The organism is Streptomyces sp. NPDC032198 (assembly GCF_040636975.1).
Classification (GTDB): Bacteria; Actinomycetota; Actinomycetes; order Streptomycetales; family Streptomycetaceae; genus Streptomyces.
The window spans coordinates 110,782-127,465 of record NZ_JBEZVL010000009.1 but is presented as its reverse complement, the minus strand read 5'-3'; the positions used below and the strand labels follow the sequence as shown (position 1 = coordinate 127,465).

Annotated in this window: 12 protein-coding genes; 9 read left to right on the top strand and 3 right to left on the bottom strand. The window is 71.3% G+C overall.

The features are described 5' to 3' along the window. Positions 1-11: 11 nt before the first annotated feature. Both AB0E78_RS24410 and AB0E78_RS24405 read left to right on the top strand, forming a co-directional pair. Positions 12-890, top strand: a complete 879-nt coding sequence (locus AB0E78_RS24410; protein WP_361836165.1) for an acyl-CoA thioesterase II — start codon at positions 12-14, stop codon at positions 888-890. A gap of 52 nt (positions 891-942) precedes the next feature. Further along, a complete protein-coding gene (locus AB0E78_RS24405) occupies positions 943-1,932 on the top strand; it encodes a cation diffusion facilitator family transporter (protein WP_361836163.1) in 990 nt (329 codons plus the stop codon). Here the strand turns inward: AB0E78_RS24405 and AB0E78_RS24400 are convergent. Together AB0E78_RS24400 and AB0E78_RS24395 are read right to left on the bottom strand one after the other, a co-directional pair. Continuing rightward, positions 1,916-2,713, bottom strand: a complete 798-nt coding sequence (locus tag AB0E78_RS24400; protein WP_361836160.1) for a phosphatase — start codon at positions 2,711-2,713, stop codon at positions 1,916-1,918. The two genes, AB0E78_RS24405 and AB0E78_RS24400, sit on opposite strands and share 17 nt — an antisense overlap. Before the next feature lie 153 nt (positions 2,714-2,866). Further along, entirely contained in the window at positions 2,867-4,396 is a 1,530-nt protein-coding gene (locus AB0E78_RS24395; protein WP_361836157.1) for a PucR family transcriptional regulator, read from the bottom strand. A 170-nt stretch (positions 4,397-4,566) separates the two neighbouring features. Between AB0E78_RS24395 and AB0E78_RS24390 the strand changes: the two genes are divergently transcribed. From AB0E78_RS24390 to AB0E78_RS24360, 7 genes are all read left to right on the top strand, one after another. Beyond that, positions 4,567-6,036, top strand: coding sequence for a sodium:solute symporter (locus AB0E78_RS24390; RefSeq protein WP_361836154.1), 1,470 nt, complete (start codon positions 4,567-4,569; stop codon positions 6,034-6,036). 86 nt (positions 6,037-6,122) lie between these two features. Next, the gene (speB, locus tag AB0E78_RS24385; RefSeq protein WP_344528986.1) at positions 6,123-7,103 is read left to right on the top strand and encodes an agmatinase; all 981 of its coding nucleotides are present in this window, start codon (positions 6,123-6,125) and stop codon (positions 7,101-7,103) included. Then, positions 7,100-8,785 (top strand): thiamine pyrophosphate-binding protein, encoded by a 1,686-nt coding sequence (locus tag AB0E78_RS24380; RefSeq protein ID WP_361836151.1) that lies wholly within the window; start codon positions 7,100-7,102, stop codon positions 8,783-8,785. Before speB ends, AB0E78_RS24380 begins: the two co-directional genes overlap by 4 nt. Positions 8,786-9,040: 255 nt before the next feature. Then, on the top strand, positions 9,041-9,982 hold the full coding sequence (locus AB0E78_RS24375; protein WP_361836148.1) for a serine hydrolase: 942 nt from the start codon (positions 9,041-9,043) through the stop codon (positions 9,980-9,982). 144 nt (positions 9,983-10,126) lie between these two features. Next, complete coding sequence (locus AB0E78_RS24370; protein WP_361836145.1) at positions 10,127-13,864, top strand: ABC transporter ATP-binding protein; 3,738 nt, start codon at positions 10,127-10,129, stop codon at positions 13,862-13,864. A gap of 120 nt (positions 13,865-13,984) precedes the next feature. Then, positions 13,985-14,380 (top strand): hypothetical protein, encoded by a 396-nt coding sequence (locus tag AB0E78_RS24365; RefSeq protein ID WP_361836143.1) that lies wholly within the window; start codon positions 13,985-13,987, stop codon positions 14,378-14,380. A gap of 129 nt (positions 14,381-14,509) precedes the next feature. Next, on the top strand, positions 14,510-15,922 hold the full coding sequence (locus AB0E78_RS24360) for a S28 family serine protease (RefSeq protein WP_361836141.1): 1,413 nt from the start codon (positions 14,510-14,512) through the stop codon (positions 15,920-15,922). 85 nt (positions 15,923-16,007) lie between these two features. Here the strand turns inward: AB0E78_RS24360 and AB0E78_RS24355 are convergent, their stop codons facing one another. Then, entirely contained in the window at positions 16,008-16,670 is a 663-nt protein-coding gene (locus tag AB0E78_RS24355; protein ID WP_361836138.1) for a hypothetical protein, read from the bottom strand. Positions 16,671-16,684: the final 14 nt, after the last annotated feature.

The following is a 16,684-nucleotide window of genomic DNA, read 5'->3' as shown; positions in this document are numbered from 1 at the left end:
GAACTTGATTCATGAACAAGGCACTTGAGTCCCTCCTCGATCTGCTCGACCTGGAGCAGATCGAGGAGGACATATTCCGGGGCGTGAGCCGCTCGGCGCTCGTCCCGCGCGTCTTCGGCGGCCAGGTGGCCGCCCAGGCGCTGGTGGCGGCCGGCCGCACCGTCCCCGCCGAGCGCCCCGCCCACTCCCTGCACGCGTACTTCCTGCGTGCCGGGGACCCGGGCGCGCCCATCGTCTACACCGTCGACCGGATCCGTGACGGCCGCTCCTTCACCACGCGCCGCGTCGTCGCCGTCCAGCACGGGCAGCCGATATTCCACCTCTCCGCGTCCTTCCAGACGTACGAGGAGGGCCTGGAGCACCAGACGGGCATGCCGGCGGCCCCGGCACCGGAGACGCTCCCGACCGCCGCCGAGATGCTGCCGCGCCATCTGCCGGCCCATGTCGCCGAGCGGCTGATCGAGGCCCGCGCGGCCGTCGACCTGCGCTACGTGGACGCGCCGCCCTGGGCCACCGTCGGGCAGCCGCGCGAACCGCGCTCCCAGGTGTGGTTCCGCACCAACGGCAAACTCGACGACTACGGCAACCACACGGTCGACTCGCTGCTGCACGTCTGCCTCGCCACGTACGTCTCCGACATGACGCTCCTCGACTCGGTGCTGCTCGCGCACGGCCGGGGCGGCTGGGCGGTCGGTGACGTAGTCGGTGCCTCGCTCGACCACGCCATGTGGTTCCACCGCCCCTTCAAGGCCGACGAATGGCTCCTGTACGACCAGGAGTCGCCCTCGGCGTCGGGTGGGCGCGGACTCGGCCAGGCACGGATCTGGACGCAGGACGGGCAGCTCGCGGTGACGGTGATTCAGGAAGGCGTCGTTCGCGTTCCCCGGTGATTCGGGAAGGTGTCGTTCGCGTTCGCCGGTGAACGGACATACGGTCCGATACATGAGTGAGCCGGTCGACAGCAGCCAGCCCGAGCCGCCCGAGGGCGGCGGCGAAAGCACCTTCACCGTCATCGTCGCCGCCGTCGCCAACCTCGGGATCGCGATCGCCAAGGCCGTCGCCGGTGTCATCAGCGGGTCGAGCGCCATGCTCTCCGAGGCCGCCCACTCGCTGGCCGACACCGTCACCGAGGTGCTGCTCCTCACCGCCCTGAAACGCAGCGAGAAGCCCGCCGACGAGGACCATCCGCTGGGCTACGGCCCCGAGCGCTACATCTGGGCGATGCTCGCGGCCGTCGCCACCTTCGTCGGCGGCGCCGTCTTCTCGCTCTACGACGGCATCCACACCCTGGTGGCGGGCGAGGAGCTCGGCGACCCGCTCATCTCGTACATCGTGCTCGCCATCGCCTTCCTTCTGGAGGGCTACTCACTGCGCACCGGCGTCAGACAGGCCCGCGGTGAGGCGGCGCGCTTCGGGGCGTCCTTCGGGCGCTATCTGCGCCACACGCCCGACACCGCCGTGAAGGCCGTGGTCCTGGAGGACTCCGCCGCCCTCGCCGGTCTCGTGCTCGCCGCGGGCGGACTGCTCGGCGGGCAGCTCACCGGCTCCGGCGTCTGGGACGGCGTGGCCTCGCTCTGCATCGGCGCGCTCCTCCTGTACGTCGCCTGGGTGCTCGGCCGCAGCAACGCCCAGCTCCTCATCGGGCGGCCCCTGCCGAAGCCGATGCGCAAGGAGATCCGCGAGGTGCTGCTCGCCTCCGAGCACATCGAGGCCGTGCTCGAACTGACGACGCTGCTCCAAGGGCCGCGCGAGGCGCTGGTCGCCGCCAAGGTCGACTTCCGGGACGCCTCCACGGCGGCCCAGATCGAGTGGGCCTGCGAACAGGCCGAGCGGCGGCTGCGGGAGCGCTTTCCCGGCGTACGACGGGTCTACCTGGACCCCACGCCGGGCTTCTCGCAGCGGCGCGAGGAAGGGCTCAGCCCGTGGCCGTGAGTCCGGCCGCGTCCAGCAGGTAGGCCGTCATCGGGTCGTAGTGGCGCGGGCTCGTGACGTGGTCGTCCAGCGGGACGGTCACCTGGAGGGTGCCCTCGGCCTCGCCGATGAACAGCGCCGGGTCGTTGCAGTCCGCGTACCCGATGGAGTCGATGCCGCGCTGGCCCGCCCGTCCCGCCCAGCCGTGGTCGGCGACGACCAGGTCCGGCAGCGGGCGCCCCTCGCGCTCCAGGCCGTCCAGGATCGCGTTCATCGGCTCGGGGGAGTGCGTGTGCCACAGGGTCGCGCCGCGCTCCAGCACCGCCACGTCCGCGAACTGGAAGACCATGCCCTCGTCGGCGGTGAGGCCCTCCGGGATGACGACGATCTCGCAGCCCGCCGCGCGCAGGGCGGCGGCCGTCGCGCGGTGCACGTCGAGCAGGCCCCCGGGGTGGCCGGTGGCGAAAAGGACCCTCTCCTTGCCGGCCGCCGCCTTACGGAGGCGCGCCGCCATCCGGTCCAGGGCGTCGACCGTCAGCTCCGGGTCGATGGTGTCCTGCCCGTGCCGGAACGCGTCGTCGTCGATGACACCGCACCGCTCGGCCATCACCGCGAGGACGTCCTGCTCGTCGGTCCAGCGGTCGCCGAGCTCCAGGCCGAGCCAGTAGTGGCGGTCGCCGTTCGCGAGCTTCCGGTAGTGGCTGAGGTTGTTCTCGCGGGGCGTGGCGACATCGCCCGCGATGCGGGTACGGACGAGGTGGTCGACGAGCGCTGCACGGCTGGGTATGGACATGGTCCCCATTCTGCCGTCGGTAACCGGCTGGTGGCGGGCAGTCCCGAAGCATGGACCTGTGAGGTGCACTGCGTTTGGCTTGGGCGGGGCGGGTTCTTCCTTGTCTGCGGGCCGGCTGTGGCTGGTCGCGCAGTTCCCCGCGCCCCTTCGGGGGCGCCCCCCCTAGCGGCCTCTACTCAGCGCGAACCACAGTTCCATCCGTACGTCCGGGTCGTCCAGGTCCGACCCCAGTAGCGCCCCGCACCGCGTGATGCGCTGTCTGACCGTGTTGCGGTGGACGCCCAGCGCTGTTGCCGTGCGGTCCCAGCTGCCGTGCAGGGAGAGCCAGGTGCGCAGGGTTCCTGTCAGGGCCTCGTTGCCGCCGAGGGGGGCCAGCAGCACGCGCGCGTGGGCCGTGGCCTCCTCGGGGGCGATCAGTGCGGCGATGCCCGCCTCGCGGTGCCTGACCAGGGGCGTACGGGTGGCCTCGGCGCGGCGCAGGGCGCGGTCCGCCTGGGCGTCGGCGGCGGGCAGGTCGCCGGTGGCGGCGGGGGCGGAGGCGCCCAGGGTCCAGCCCTCCTGCCCGGTGAGCTCGCGGCCGGCGGGGAGCAGGAGCCGTACGAGGTCCTGTCCGGCGTCCGCGTCCACCAGGCCGCTGCCCAGCGCGGCGGCCAGCGCGGAGGCGGCGACGGAGTGCGCCACCGGGTCGTTGCCGGCATCCCCGCGCGCGTGCACCACGGTCCACTCGTCGGCCCCCAGGAGAGGCGCGACATCGCCCACCGCCGAGCCGAGCAGCAGCCGTACGAGAGCCGCGGAGCGTACGGAGTCGGCGGCACCCTGGTGTTTCCCGGTCAGGAGCGAGAGCAGCACGACGGCCACCCCGGTGATGGTGTGGTCCCCGGGTTCGCGCTGCTCGGCGGCGACCCCGAGCGCGAACCCCTGCCCGCCGCCCAGCGCGTACGCGGCGAGGTGCGTGCCGCCCACGGAGTCGGTGGCGGAGGCGGGGGCCGGGCCGGGGCGTCCCGACGGGCGGACGACTTCGGAGAGGTCGTGCACCGCCTGCCGCACCCCCGCTCCCGGAGCGGTCCCCACCGTGTGGAGCACCGCGCCGTCCGGGGCGTAGAGCGCCGCCCAGCCGCCCAGGCGGGCCGCCAGCTGGCGCAGCACCGCCGGGACCGGGTCGGGGCGCGCGGCGGCCGTGGCGAGGCCCTGCTGGGCCTCCGTCACGCGGCGCAGCTCCGCGTGCCTGGTCTCCGCCACCAGCTGCCACACCGCGCGGGCGACCCCGCTGAACGTCGTGCGCGGCGGCACCTCAAGGAGCGGCAGACCGTAGCGGTCGCAGGCCGTCAGGAGGGCGCGCGGCACCGTGTCGTGCACGGGCGCGACGCCGAAGCCGAGGGCCGCGCCGCCCGCCTCCACGATCCGCGCCACATAGTCGTCCAGGTACACGCCCGCGCCCACCGGGTCGGTGATGTGCACGCCCGCCGTCAACAGCAGCTCGCCGCCCAGGAGGTACGGGTAGGGGTCCGCCATCTCGGAGGTGTGCACCCACTGGACGGCCGCCCCGCTCTCCCCGGCGTCGGGGCCCGCGATCTGGCGCAGGCCCAGCTCCTCCCGGGCGAGCAGCGCGGTGAGCGGGACCGGCGGGGTCGGGGGAGGCGCGGAGGGGCCTGACAGGGTTGCGGGGTCCGGCACGGTGGATGTTCCATCCATATCGATCACGGGGAGTGGATGAAACGTACACTTCAGCGTTGCTTTCCGGCCACCTAAGGTCGTGCCGACCCCAGGCCGCGGGTACGGGCGGATGTCCCCGAGGCCGGTCGTTGCCACCCCCCCACCCCCATCTGCACGACACGCCACCGAGGTGCGCGAAGGAGGGCCCTATGGCCGTCGACTACACAGTGATCGTCGTCTATCTCGCCGGCATGCTCGCGATGGGCTGGTGGGGCATGCGCCGCGCCAAGTCCAAGAGCGAGTTCCTGGTCGCCGGACGCCGCCTCGGACCGTGGATGTACTCCGGGACCATGGCCGCCATCGTCCTCGGCGGCGCGTCCACCATCGGCGGCGTCGGCCTCGGCTACCAGTACGGGCTCTCCGGCGCCTGGATGGTCTTCACGATCGGCCTCGGCCTGCTCGCGCTGAGCGTCTTCTTCTCGGCGCGCATCGCCCGCCTGAAGGTCTACACCGTCTCCGAGATGCTCGACCTCCGCTACGGCGGACGCGCGGGCATCATCTCCGGGGTCGTCATGTGGTCGTACACGCTGATGCTCGCGGTCACCTCGACCATCGCGTACGCCACGATCTTCGACGTCATCTTCGACATGAACCGCACGATCGCGATCATCCTCGGCGGCTCGATCGTCGTCGCGTACTCGACGCTCGGCGGCATGTGGTCCATCACGCTCACCGACATGGTGCAGTTCGTGGTGAAGACCATCGGCGTGCTGCTCCTGCTGCTGCCCATCGCGGTCGTCAAGGCCGGCGGCTTCAGCGAGATGAAGGCCAAGCTGCCCACCGAGTACTTCGACCCGCTGGGCATCGGCGGCGAGACGATCTTCACGTACGTCCTGATCTATACGTTCGGCATGCTCATCGGGCAGGACATCTGGCAGCGCGTCTTCACCGCGCGCAGCGACAAGGTCGCCCGCTACGGCGGAACCGTCGCCGGTACTTACTGTCTCGTCTACGCGATCGCGGGCGCCGTCATCGGCACGGCGGCCAAGGTCATGTACCCGAAGCTGCCGAGCGCCGACGCGGCCTTCGCGACGATGGTCAAGGACGAGCTGCCCATGGGCGTACGAGGCCTGGTGCTCGCCGCGGCCCTCGCCGCCGTGATGTCCACGTCCTCCGGAGCCCTCATCGCCTGCGCGACCGTCGCCAACAACGACATCTGGTCGCGGCTGCGCGGAGCCGTGAAGTCCGACGGGGCGGGCGACGAGCCGCACGACGAGGTGAAGGGCAACCGCCTCTTCATCCTGATCATGGGCATCGGCGTCGTCTGCATCGCCATCGCGCTCAACGACGTCGTCCAGGCGCTGACCGTCGCCTACAACCTGCTCGTCGCCGGTCTTCTCGTGCCGATCCTCGGCGGGCTGCTCTGGAAGCGCGGCACCGCCGAGGGCGCGCTCGCGGCCATCGTCGCCGGCGGGCTCTCCGTCGTCGGGCTCATGTGGGGGTACGGAATCCTCGCCAACGAGCCGATCTACTACGGCCTGTTGATCTCCCTCGGCGTGTACGTCGTCGTCTCCCTCGCCACGAAGCCCACCGACGCCTCGGTCCTCGCCGCCTGGCGCGAGCGGCTCGCGGGCCGGGGGTCCGAAGAAGCGGAACCGGAAACGCCGGTGGCCGTCTAGTCCTGCGCGCGGCCCACTGTCGGTGGGCCGCGCGACACTTGTCCCAGCAGCACAGCAGCACTCGTACCAGCAGGAGGAAACCGACCATGAGCAGCGCCGAGACCCCGACCCCCCGCGGCCCGGTCGATTCCTCCCGTGTGCCGAGGTACGCGGGCCCGGCGACCTACGCCCGGCTGCCCCGCCTCGACGAGGTGGGCGGCAAGACGGACATCGCCGTGGTCGGCGTGCCCTTCGACACCGGTGTCTCGTACCGCCCCGGCGCCCGCTTCGGCGGCAACGCGATCCGCGAGGCCTCGCGCCTCCTTCGCCCGTACAACCCCGCGCAGGACGCCTCGCCCTTCGCGCTCGCCCAGGTCGCGGACGCGGGCGACATAGCCGCCAACCCGTTCAACATCAACGAGGCGGTCGAGACGATCGAGGCCGCCGCGGACGACCTGCTCGGCTCGGGCGCCCGCATGATGACGCTCGGCGGCGACCACACCATCGCCCTGCCGCTGCTCCGGTCCGTCGCCAAGAAGCACGGCCCGGTCGCCCTGCTGCACTTCGACGCGCACCTGGACACCTGGGACACGTACTTCGGCGCCGAGTACACCCACGGCACGCCGTTCCGCCGTGCCGTCGAGGAGGGCATCCTCGACACCGAGGCGCTCTCCCACGTCGGCACGCGCGGCCCGCTGTACGGCAAGCAGGACCTCACGGACGACGAGAAGATGGGCTTCGGCATCGTCACCTCGGCGGACATCTACCGCCGCGGTGCCGACGAGGTCGCCGACCAGCTGCGCCAGCGCATCGGCGACCGCCCGCTGTACATCTCGATCGACATCGACTGCCTGGACCCGGCCCACGCGCCCGGCACCGGCACCCCGGAGGCGGGCGGCATGACGTCGCGCGAGCTCCTGGAGATCCTGCGGGGGCTCTCCTCCTGCAACCTCGTGTCGGCGGACGTCGTCGAGGTCGCCCCCGCCTACGACCACGCGGAGATCACGGCCGTCGCCGCCTCGCACACCGCGTACGAGCTGACGACGATCATGTCCCGCCAGATCGCGGAGGGGCGGGCGGCCAAGTGACGCACGACCACGACGTAGTCCTGCGGCCCACGGACGCGCAGAAGGAGGCGGCCCTGAACCCGCCCGCCGGGCGCAACGGCGGCGACCTCGTCGTGGAGACCCTCCAGGGCCTCGGCGCGACGACGGTCTTCGGCCTCCCCGGCCAGCACGCGCTCGGCATGTTCGACGCCCTGCGCCGCTCGTCCCTGTCGTACGTGGGCATGCGCGTCGAGAACAACACGGGCTTCGCGGCGGACGCGTACGGCCGGATCACCGGTGAGGTGGCCCCGCTGCTGCTCTCCACCGGCCCCGGTGCGCTCACGTCACTGGCCGCCCTCCAGGAGGCGGCGGCGGGCTCCTCGCCCGTGCTCGCGATCGGCAGCCAGATCCCGGTGGCGGGCCTGGGCGGCGGCCGGCACGGCTACCTCCACGAGCTGCGCGACCAGCAGGCGTCCTTCCGCGACATCGTGAAGTCCGTCCACACGGTCCGCACGGCCTCGCAGATCCCCTCCGCGATCGCGGCGGCCTGGGAGTCGGCGCTCACCGCCCCGCACGGCCCGGTGTGGGTGGAGATCCCGCAGGACGTGCTGCTCGCGGAGACGACCCTGCCCGTCGTCACCGCCATGGACGCGACCCCGGAAGAGGTAGTCCCGCGCCCCGAGCTGACGGCGGTCGCCGCCGACCTGCTCTCGCGCGCCGAACGCCCGGCGATCATCGCGGGCGGCGGCGTCGTGCGTTCGGATGCTTCGGGGAAGCTTCTCGCGCTCGCGGAGCTCGTGAACGCACCCGTCGTCACGACCTTCGGTGGCAAGGGCGCCTTCCCCTGGGAGCACCCGCTGTCGCTCCAGTCGTGGCTGGAGGACCGGTACACGACGGACTTCCTGGAGGACGCGGACGTCCTTCTCGTGGTCGGCTCGGGCCTGGGCGAACTCTCCTCGAACTACCACACGTTCAAGCCGCGCGGCCGGGTCATCCAGATCGAGGCCGACGCCGGGAAGCTGGAGTCCAACCACCCGGCGCTCGGCATCCACGCGGACGCACGGCTCGCGCTCTCGGCCCTCCTGGAGACCATCGACACGCCTCGTGAGGACGCCTCGGCCCCCGAGCGGGTTCAGGCCGTGCTCACCAAGGTCCGGGACCGGATCGCCGCCCAGGAGCTCACCCTGGAGCAGCAGGTGCTCGCCGCGGTGCGCGAGGCCCTGCCGGACACGGCGCCGTCCTTCTGGGACATGACGATCCTGGCGTACTGGGCCTGGTCCGCCTTCGACGCGCGGCACCCGAACACGATGCACTCGGCCCAGGGCGCGGGCGGCCTCGGGTACGGCTTCCCGGCCGCCATCGGCGCGGCTGCCGCCGACCCCTCGAAGCCGGTCCTGGCCGTCTCGGGCGACGGCGGCGCGATGTACTCCCTCGCGGAGCTCGCCTCGGCCAAGCAGCACGACCTGCCGGTCACCTGGCTGATCGTGGACGACGGAGGCTACGGAATCCTCCGGGAGTACATGGCCGACGCCTTCGGGGAGCCCACGGCCACGGAACTCTCCCGGCCGGACTTCGTGGCGCTCGCGGAGTCCTTCGGGGTGCCGGGGGTGCGGACGACCCCGGAGAGCCTCCGTGACGACCTCGCGAAGGCGCTGGCGGCTCCCGGTCCCTCGGTCGTCGTGCTGCCGGCGGTGCTGCGCATGTTCGAGCCGACGCATATCTGAGGCCGGGCTGCTTTCTGAGTCGGGGCCGATTGCAAGAAATTCCCGGCGTCGCACCGTGAACAGCGGGTGACGCCGGGACTTTTCTGCAGTCCGTAGGGATCATCCGGACACGGACTGGTCACAGATCGGTCATCTGTTCCCAAGTCGTGCAACTTTTCACCGGTACCCGTGAGTCATGCGGGGTGAGTGTGCCGGGGGGCGCACTCGTACGGGCTCTGTGGGGCTCGTACAGAACCAAGGGGATGGGGAAACTCCATGAAGCACCCGGTATCCGGGATATCCAGGCGTGCCCGCGTGCTCTCGGCGGGTCTCGCCGCAGGAGTGCTCGTGCCGCTCGGTACGGCCTCCGTCGCGACGCCTGCCGTCGCCGCGGCGGCACCGAAGGTCACCTGCACCTCCGCGCAGTCCGGCCTGGCCGCCAAACTCACCAAGGACATCACGGCGGCGCTCAAGAACCGCAAGGGCACCGTCGCGGTCGGCCTCCGTGACCGCACCACGGGCACCACCTGCACGCTGCGCGCGGGCACCTCCTTCGACTCGGCGAGCGTCGTCAAGGTGACCGTCCTCGCGGCGCTCCTGTGGGACGCGAAGAAGACCGACCGGAAGCTGTCGGCCCGCGAGTCGGACCTCGCCTACTCCATGATCACCAAGTCGGACAACGCGGCGACCAGCAAGCTCTGGAGTCAGCTCGGCACGGGGAAGATCAAGGCCTTCCTCCGCGCCGCCAAGATGACGAACACGGTGCCGGGCAGTGGCGGATACTGGGGCCTGACCCGGATCAACGCGGCCGACGAGCAGAAGCTCCTCGCCCTGGTCACCGCCCAGAACTCCGTCCTGAGCGACAACGCGCGCGCCTACATCCTCAAGCTGATGAACAAGGTCGTCTCCTCGCAGCGCTGGGGCACCCCGGCGGGCGCGCCGTCCGGCGTCAAGATCCACGTCAAGAACGGCTGGCTGCAGCGGTCCACGCACGGCTGGCGTGTGCACAGCATCGGCGCGTTCAACGGCGGCGGCCACGACTACACCCTCTCCGTGCTCACCCACGGCAACAGCACCATGAACTACGGCGTCGCCACCATCCAGGGCGTCGCCAAGGCCGTCCACAAGGACCTGACGCCCAGCGCCTCCGCGGCCGGGCGCTACGCCCCGACGGACACGCCGCGGGAGGCGTTCGTGGCGGTCCCCGGCAGCAGCTGACGGGCCGCGCCCTCGGGCGGATGTTCGGGGCCGCCCACCTCTGAGTGGTCCTAGGACTTCCGAACCGTCTTTGTTGCGGCGGGATGAAATCCTCGTCCCGCCGCGTTGGGCCTCTCGGCAGGTCAGGTCGACGGGAGGCAGCACGTGGTGGAGCAACGGGGCGGGGTCCGGCAGGAGAAATCCGGCTGGGCGAAACGGCTCACAGGGTACGCGTGGCGGTACCCCAAGGACGTCGTGCTCGCGCTCGGGTCCTCGCTGGCCGGCATGGCCGTCATGGCGCTCGTGCCGCTGATCACCAAGGTGATCATCGATGACGTCATCGGCGACAAGACGCGCTCCATGGGGCCCTGGGCCGGCGCCCTCATCGGCGCCGCCGCCCTCGTCTACGTCTTCACCTACATCCGCCGCTACTACGGCGGCCGGCTCGCCCTCGACGTCCAGCACGACCTGCGGACCGACATGTACGGGACGATCACCAGGCTCGACGGACGGCGGCAGGACGAGCTGTCCACCGGTCAGGTCGTCGGACGCGCCACCAGCGACCTCCAGCTCATCCAGGGCCTGCTCTTCATGCTGCCGATGACCATCGGCAACATCCTGCTCTTCGTGATCTCCCTCGTGATCATGGCGTGGCTCTCCGTGCCGCTGACCCTCGTCGCGCTGGCCGTGGCCCCCGCCCTCTGGTTCATCGCCAAGCGCAGCCGCAGCCGCCTGCACCCCTCCACCTGGTACGCGCAGGCCCAGGCCGCCGCCGTCGCCGGAGTCGTGGACGGCTCCGTCTCCGGCGTACGCGTCGTGAAGGGGTTCGGCCAGGAGGACCAGGAGACCGGGAAGCTCCGGGAGGTCGGACGCAAGCTCTTCGCGGGGCGCCTGCGGACCATCCGGCTGAACTCCAAGTACACGCCCGCCCTGCAGGCCGTGCCCGCGCTCGGGCAGGTCGCGATGCTCGCGCTCGGCGGCTGGCTGGCCGTGCGGGGGCAGATCACGCTCGGCACGTTCGTCGCCTTCTCCAGCTACCTCGCCCAGCTCGTCGGCCCCGTACGCATGCTCGCCATGGTCCTCACCGTCGGCCAGCAGGCCCGCGCGGGCGCCGAGCGCGTCCTGGAGCTCATCGACACCGAGCCGACGCTCAAGGACGGCAGCAAGGAGCTGCCCGCCGACGCTCCGGCGACCGTCGAGTTCGACGACGTCTCCTTCGCGTACGAGGACAGCCGCCCCGTCCTGGACGGCCTCTCCTTCGAGATCCGGCCCGGCGAGACCCTCGCCGTCGTCGGCACCTCGGGCAGCGGCAAGTCCACCGTCTCGCTGCTGCTTCCCCGCTTCTACGACGTGACGCACGGCGCCGTCCTCATCGGCGGGCACGACGTCCGCGAGCTGACGGCCGACTCGCTGCGGGCCGCCATCGGGCTGGTGCCCGAGGACTCCTTCCTCTTCTCCGACACCATCCGCGCCAACATCGCGTACGGAAAGCCGGACGCCACCCAGGAGGAGATCGAGACCGCGGCCCGCGCCGCCCAGGCCGACCGCTTCATAGCCGAGCTGCCCGACGGGTACGACACCACCGTCGGCGAGCACGGGCTCACCCTCTCCGGTGGCCAGCGCCAGCGTGTGGCCCTCGCCCGCGCCATCCTCACCGACCCCCGGCTGCTCGTCCTGGACGACGCGACGTCCGCCGTGGACGCCCGCGTCGAGCACGAGATCCATGAGGCGCTGCGCGATGTCATGGCAGGGCGCACGACCCTCCTCATCGCCCACCGCCGCTCCACCCTGAACCTCGCCGACCGCATCGCCGTACTCGACGGCGGCAAGCTCGCGGCCATCGGCACGCACGAGGAGCTGACGGAGAACTCCCCGCTCTACCGGCGCCTCCTGACCGACCCCGACGAGCTCGGCGGCGTCTCGCCCGGCCACGCGGTCCCGGTCGAACTTCCCGAGGACACCTCCGTACGCGACGAGCTCGACGCCGAGTTCGACGCCGAGCGCGGCATCACGCCTGCCCTGTGGACCGGCGACCGCGAGCCCCGCGACACCGCGATGGACGGGACGCCCGCGACGCCCGAACTCCTCGCACAGGTCGAAGCGCTGCCCCCGGCGACCGACACCCCCGGCATCGACGAGGCACGCGCGGTCACCCCTGAGGAGTCCTACGGCCTGCGCAGACTGCTCGCCGGTTTCGGCAAGCCGCTGCTGCTGGCGCTGCTCCTGGTCGCCGTCGACGCGGGCATGGGGCTGCTGCTTCCCGTACTGATCCGGCACGGCATCGACGAAGGCGTCTCGCAGCTCGCGCTCGGCGCGGTATGGGTGGCCGCCGGGCTCGCGCTTGGCACCGTGCTCGTGCAGTGGGCGGCGCAGATCGGCGAGACGCGGATGACGGGACGGACGGGCGAGCGCGTCCTCTACTCCCTCCGCCTGAAGATCTTCGCGCAGCTCCAGCGGCTCGGACTCGACTTCTACGAACGGGAGTTGACCGGGCGCATCATGACCCGGATGACCACGGACGTGGACGCCCTGTCCACCTTCCTGCAGACCGGGCTCGTCACCGCCTTCGTCTCCGTCGTCACCTTCTTCGGCATCATGGTCGCGCTCGTCGTCATCGACGTGGAGCTCGCGCTCGTCGTGTTCGCGACGCTGCCGCCGCTGATCATCGGCACGTTCTTCTTCCGCCGCTCCAGCGTCAAGGCGTACGAGCTGGCGCGTGAGCGCGTCTCGGTGGTCAACGCCGACCTCCAGGAGTCCGTCGCCGGGCTCCGCATCGTGCAGGCCTTCCGGCGCGAGCGCATGGGCGGCGAGAAGTTCGCCGCGGCCAGCGCCGACTACCGCAAGGCCCGCATCCGCGGACAGTGGCTGATCTCCATCTACTTCCCGTTCGTACAGCTGCTCTCGGCGGTCGCCGCGGCGGCGGTGCTCTGGGTCGGCGCGGGCCGCGTCGAGGCGGGGACGCTCACGACCGGCGCCCTGGTCGCCTACCTCCTCTACATCGACCTGTTCTTCGCCCCCGTCCAGCAGCTCTCCCAGGTCTTCGACGGCTACCAGCAGGCCACCGTCTCGCTCGGCCGCATCCAGGAGCTGCTCCGGGAGCCGACCTCCACCGAGGCCGCCGACGAGCCGCTCGACGTCCTGTCCCTGCGCGGCGAGATCGCCTTCGAGGACGTGGACTTCGCGTACGGCTCCGCCGACGAACCGGAGGAGGCCCTGAGCGACGTGCGCCTGCGGATTCCCGCCGGGCAGACCGTCGCCTTCGTCGGCGAGACCGGCGCGGGCAAGTCGACGCTGGTCAAGCTCGTCGCCCGGTTCTACGACCCGACCGGCGGCCGGGTGACGGTGGACGGCACGGACCTGCGGTCCCTGGACATCACCGCCTACCGCCACCGCCTCGGCGTCGTCCCGCAGGAGGCCTACCTCTTCGCGGGCACGGTGCGCGACGCGATCGCCTACGGGCGGCCCGACGCCACCGACGCCGAGGTGGAGGCCGCGGCCCGCGCGGTCGGTGCGCACGACATGATCGCCACTCTGGACGGCGGCTACCTCCACGAGGTCTCCGAGCGCGGCCGCAACCTCTCGGCCGGCCAGCGCCAGCTCATCGCCCTGGCCCGCGCGGAGCTCGTCGACCCGGATATCCTGCTCCTCGACGAGGCGACCGCCGCCCTCGACCTGGCCACGGAAGCGCAGGTCAACCAGGCCACCGACCGCATCGCGGGCAAGCGCACCACCCTAGTCGTCGCCCACCGCCTCACCACGGCCGCCCGCGCGGACCGGGTGATCCTGATGGACCACGGCCGGGTCGCGGAGGACGGCACGCACGAGGAGCTGCTCGCGCTCGACGGCCGGTACGCGACGCTGTGGCGGACGTTCGTCGGGGAGGCGGAGCCGTCCGCCGCCTAGCGGACGGCCTCGCGCATGGATCATGCCGGTGAACGAATCGGGGCGGTCGCGCAACCGGGCGCCCTACGGTAGGCGTCCGTACATCAGTACGCTGATGCGGATGTGTCGGGAGGGATACCGGTGAGCAGTGGTCGAATACGGCGGAGCCTTGCGCTCGGCGCCGTCGTCCTCGCGGCTGCCCTCCTGCTGGGTGTCGCGGGCGCCGGTGCGGCGCAGGCGCAGCCATCGTCCGGACGCTGCGCCGGGCACAAGGTGCGCACCCTTTCCTTCAGCACCGGCAAGATCGTCGTCTACAAGAGCCGCGGCTACATCTGCGCCGTCACCGTCGCCAAGCGCCCCGGCGCCCGCAAGACGATGTCCGTCAGCGTCCAGGCCCGCGGCAACCGCCCGGCCAGGGACAAGGGCCGCTACACGCGCCAGGCGGGCCCGGTGACGGTGCACGCCGGGCATCGGTGCGTGTGGGTGAAGGGCGCGGTGGGCGCGGGGGGCATCAGCTCGGGCTGGATCCTCTGCTGAGGGCGATGCCGCTACGGATGCCCCCTTTGTGACGTACTGCGTTCTGGTGTGACGCAAGAGCCCCTAGTAGTGAGCGAGTTGCTCCGATAAGTTCCGGCGGACGCAACCGTGAACTTATGGGGAGAGTGCATGCGCAAGGCGCTCAGATGGCTTCTGTCGCTGGTGGTGCTCATAGGCACCGTCGGCACGGCGAGTGCGGCAGGGGCGGCCACCGCCGCCGAACCGCGGGCCACCGACATCAAGGACCGACTCCTCGCGATACCGGGCATGAGCCTGGTCGAGGAGAAGCCGTACACCGGCTACCGCTACTTCGTCCTCAACTACACCCAGCCGATCGACCACCGGCACCCCTCCAAGGGCACCTTCAAGCAGCGCCTTACAGTCCTGCACAAGGACACCGCACGCCCCACGGCCTTCTTCACCAGCGGCTACGGAGTCTCCACGACCCCCAGCCGCAGCGAGCCGACGCGGATCATCGACGGCAACCAAGTCTCCTTGGAATACCGCTACTTCACGCCGTCCCGTCCCCAGCCGGCCGACTGGTCCAAGCTCGACATCTGGCAGGCGGCGAGCGACCAGCACCGCATCTTCAAGGCGCTGAAGCCCCTCTACGACAAGAAGTGGGTGGCCACCGGCGGCTCGAAGGGCGGCATGACGGCCACGTACTACGAGCGCTTCTACCCGCGTGACATGGACGGCGTCGTCGCGTACGTCGCACCGAACGACGTGGTGAACAAGGAGGACTCGCGCTACGACAAGTTCTTCGAGACCGTCGGCACCAAGGAGTGCAGGGCCAAGCTGGAGGCCGTGCAGCGCGAGGCACTCGTGCGCCGCGAGCCGCTGGAGAAGAAGTACGCCGCGTTCGCCGAGGCGGGCGACTACACCTTCAAGACGGTCGGCAACCTCGACAAGGCCTACGAGGCGGTCGTCCTCGACCTGGTGTGGGGCTTCTGGCAGTACCAGCCGGAGTCCGCGTGCGCCGACGTCCCCGACGCCAAGTCCGCCTCGGACCAGGCGATCTTCGACTACGTCGACGCGGTGGGCGGCTGGTCCTCCTACACCGACCAGGGCCTGACCCCGTACACGCCGTACTACTACCAGGCCGGTACGCAGCTGGGCTCGCCCGACATCAAGCAGCCCTGGCTCGGCGACCTGAGCCGCTACGGCTACCAGCCGCCGCGGAACTTCGTGCCGCGTGACATCCCGATGAAGTTCCAGTCGGGCGCCATGAAGGACGTCGACCGCTGGGTGCGGCACAACGCGCAGCGGATGCTGTACGTCTACGGCGCGAACGACCCGTGGGGTGCCGAGCCGTTCCGTCCCGCCAAGGGCGCGAAGCACGACTCGTACGTCTTCACCGCTCCCGGGGCCAACCACGGCGCGAACGTCGCCGGTCTCGTCCCGGCGGAGAAGGCCAAGGCGACGGAGCGGATCCAGGCCTGGGCCGGTGTCTCCACCTCGGCCTCTCCCAAGCCGCTGGCTCCGTACGACGCGAAGCTGGACCGCAAGGACGAGCACAAGCAGATGACCTTGCGGCCGTAACGCCCGCTCCGTCATCGGCTTCGCCGGGTTCGTCCCCAAACGCCGGACGGGCTGACTCGCAGCCCGTCCGGCGGCAGGGACCCGCTCACACCCGCACCGCACACCCCACCGGCTTCGCACCCCCCAGCGACACGTAGAGCTGTGTCGCGGCAGGGCACAGGGACCGTTCGGCGGCGGCCACCGTCACCCGGTACTCGGGGGCCTTCGTCCCGGACCCGTCGCAGGCCGTCTCCCGCACCTCGCCCCGCCCCGCCGCGTAGACGCAGTCCCCGACCACCGTCCGGGGCCCGCCCCCGCCCCCGGGGTCCCCGGGATGCGGCTTCTCCAGGTTCCGCATGCAGGCGTAGCCCCGCGGCACATCGCCGGTCCCGTCCTCGTCCGCCGCGGGCCTGTCCTCGCTGATGTGGAGCACGAAGTCCGTGTGGAGGGGGCACGAAGGGCCCTTTGAAACCTTGCCGTCGTAACGGGCGACGACCCTGGCCGTCGCCCGCTCGCTCGTGCACGACACCTCCGTGAAGCTCGCGCGGCCCCGCGAACTGCACTCGTCCACCGCGAGGAAGACGACGCCGTGCCCGGACGGCTCCGACGAGGCCGGCTGCCGGCCCTTCAGGCTCCCCGACGCGTCCGACCCCGGATCCGAGGACTTCTGGCAGCCGGTCACGGCGGCGCACAGCGCCACCGCGAGCAGCACGAGCAACCCCCGCACCACCCCGGACCACGCCGTGTTCCTGCCAAGCAAGGCATGCATGGCGAACCCCCCGA

Excerpts from the sequence above, each read along its gene's own strand:
- AB0E78_RS24410 (WP_361836165.1), top strand. The coding sequence starts at position 12 with ATGAACAAGGCACTTGAGTCCCTCCTCGATCTGCTCGACCTGGAGCAG.
- AB0E78_RS24405 (WP_361836163.1), top strand. The coding sequence starts at position 943 with ATGAGTGAGCCGGTCGACAGCAGCCAGCCCGAGCCGCCCGAGGGCGGC.
- AB0E78_RS24400 (WP_361836160.1), bottom strand. The coding sequence starts at position 2,713 with ATGGGGACCATGTCCATACCCAGCCGTGCAGCGCTCGTCGACCACCTC.
- AB0E78_RS24395 (WP_361836157.1), bottom strand. The coding sequence starts at position 4,396 with ATGGATGGAACATCCACCGTGCCGGACCCCGCAACCCTGTCAGGCCCC.
- AB0E78_RS24390 (WP_361836154.1), top strand. The coding sequence starts at position 4,567 with ATGGCCGTCGACTACACAGTGATCGTCGTCTATCTCGCCGGCATGCTC.
- speB (WP_344528986.1), top strand. The coding sequence starts at position 6,123 with ATGAGCAGCGCCGAGACCCCGACCCCCCGCGGCCCGGTCGATTCCTCC.
- AB0E78_RS24375 (WP_361836148.1), top strand. The coding sequence starts at position 9,041 with ATGAAGCACCCGGTATCCGGGATATCCAGGCGTGCCCGCGTGCTCTCG.
- AB0E78_RS24360 (WP_361836141.1), top strand. The coding sequence starts at position 14,510 with ATGCGCAAGGCGCTCAGATGGCTTCTGTCGCTGGTGGTGCTCATAGGC.
- AB0E78_RS24355 (WP_361836138.1), bottom strand. The coding sequence starts at position 16,670 with ATGCATGCCTTGCTTGGCAGGAACACGGCGTGGTCCGGGGTGGTGCGG.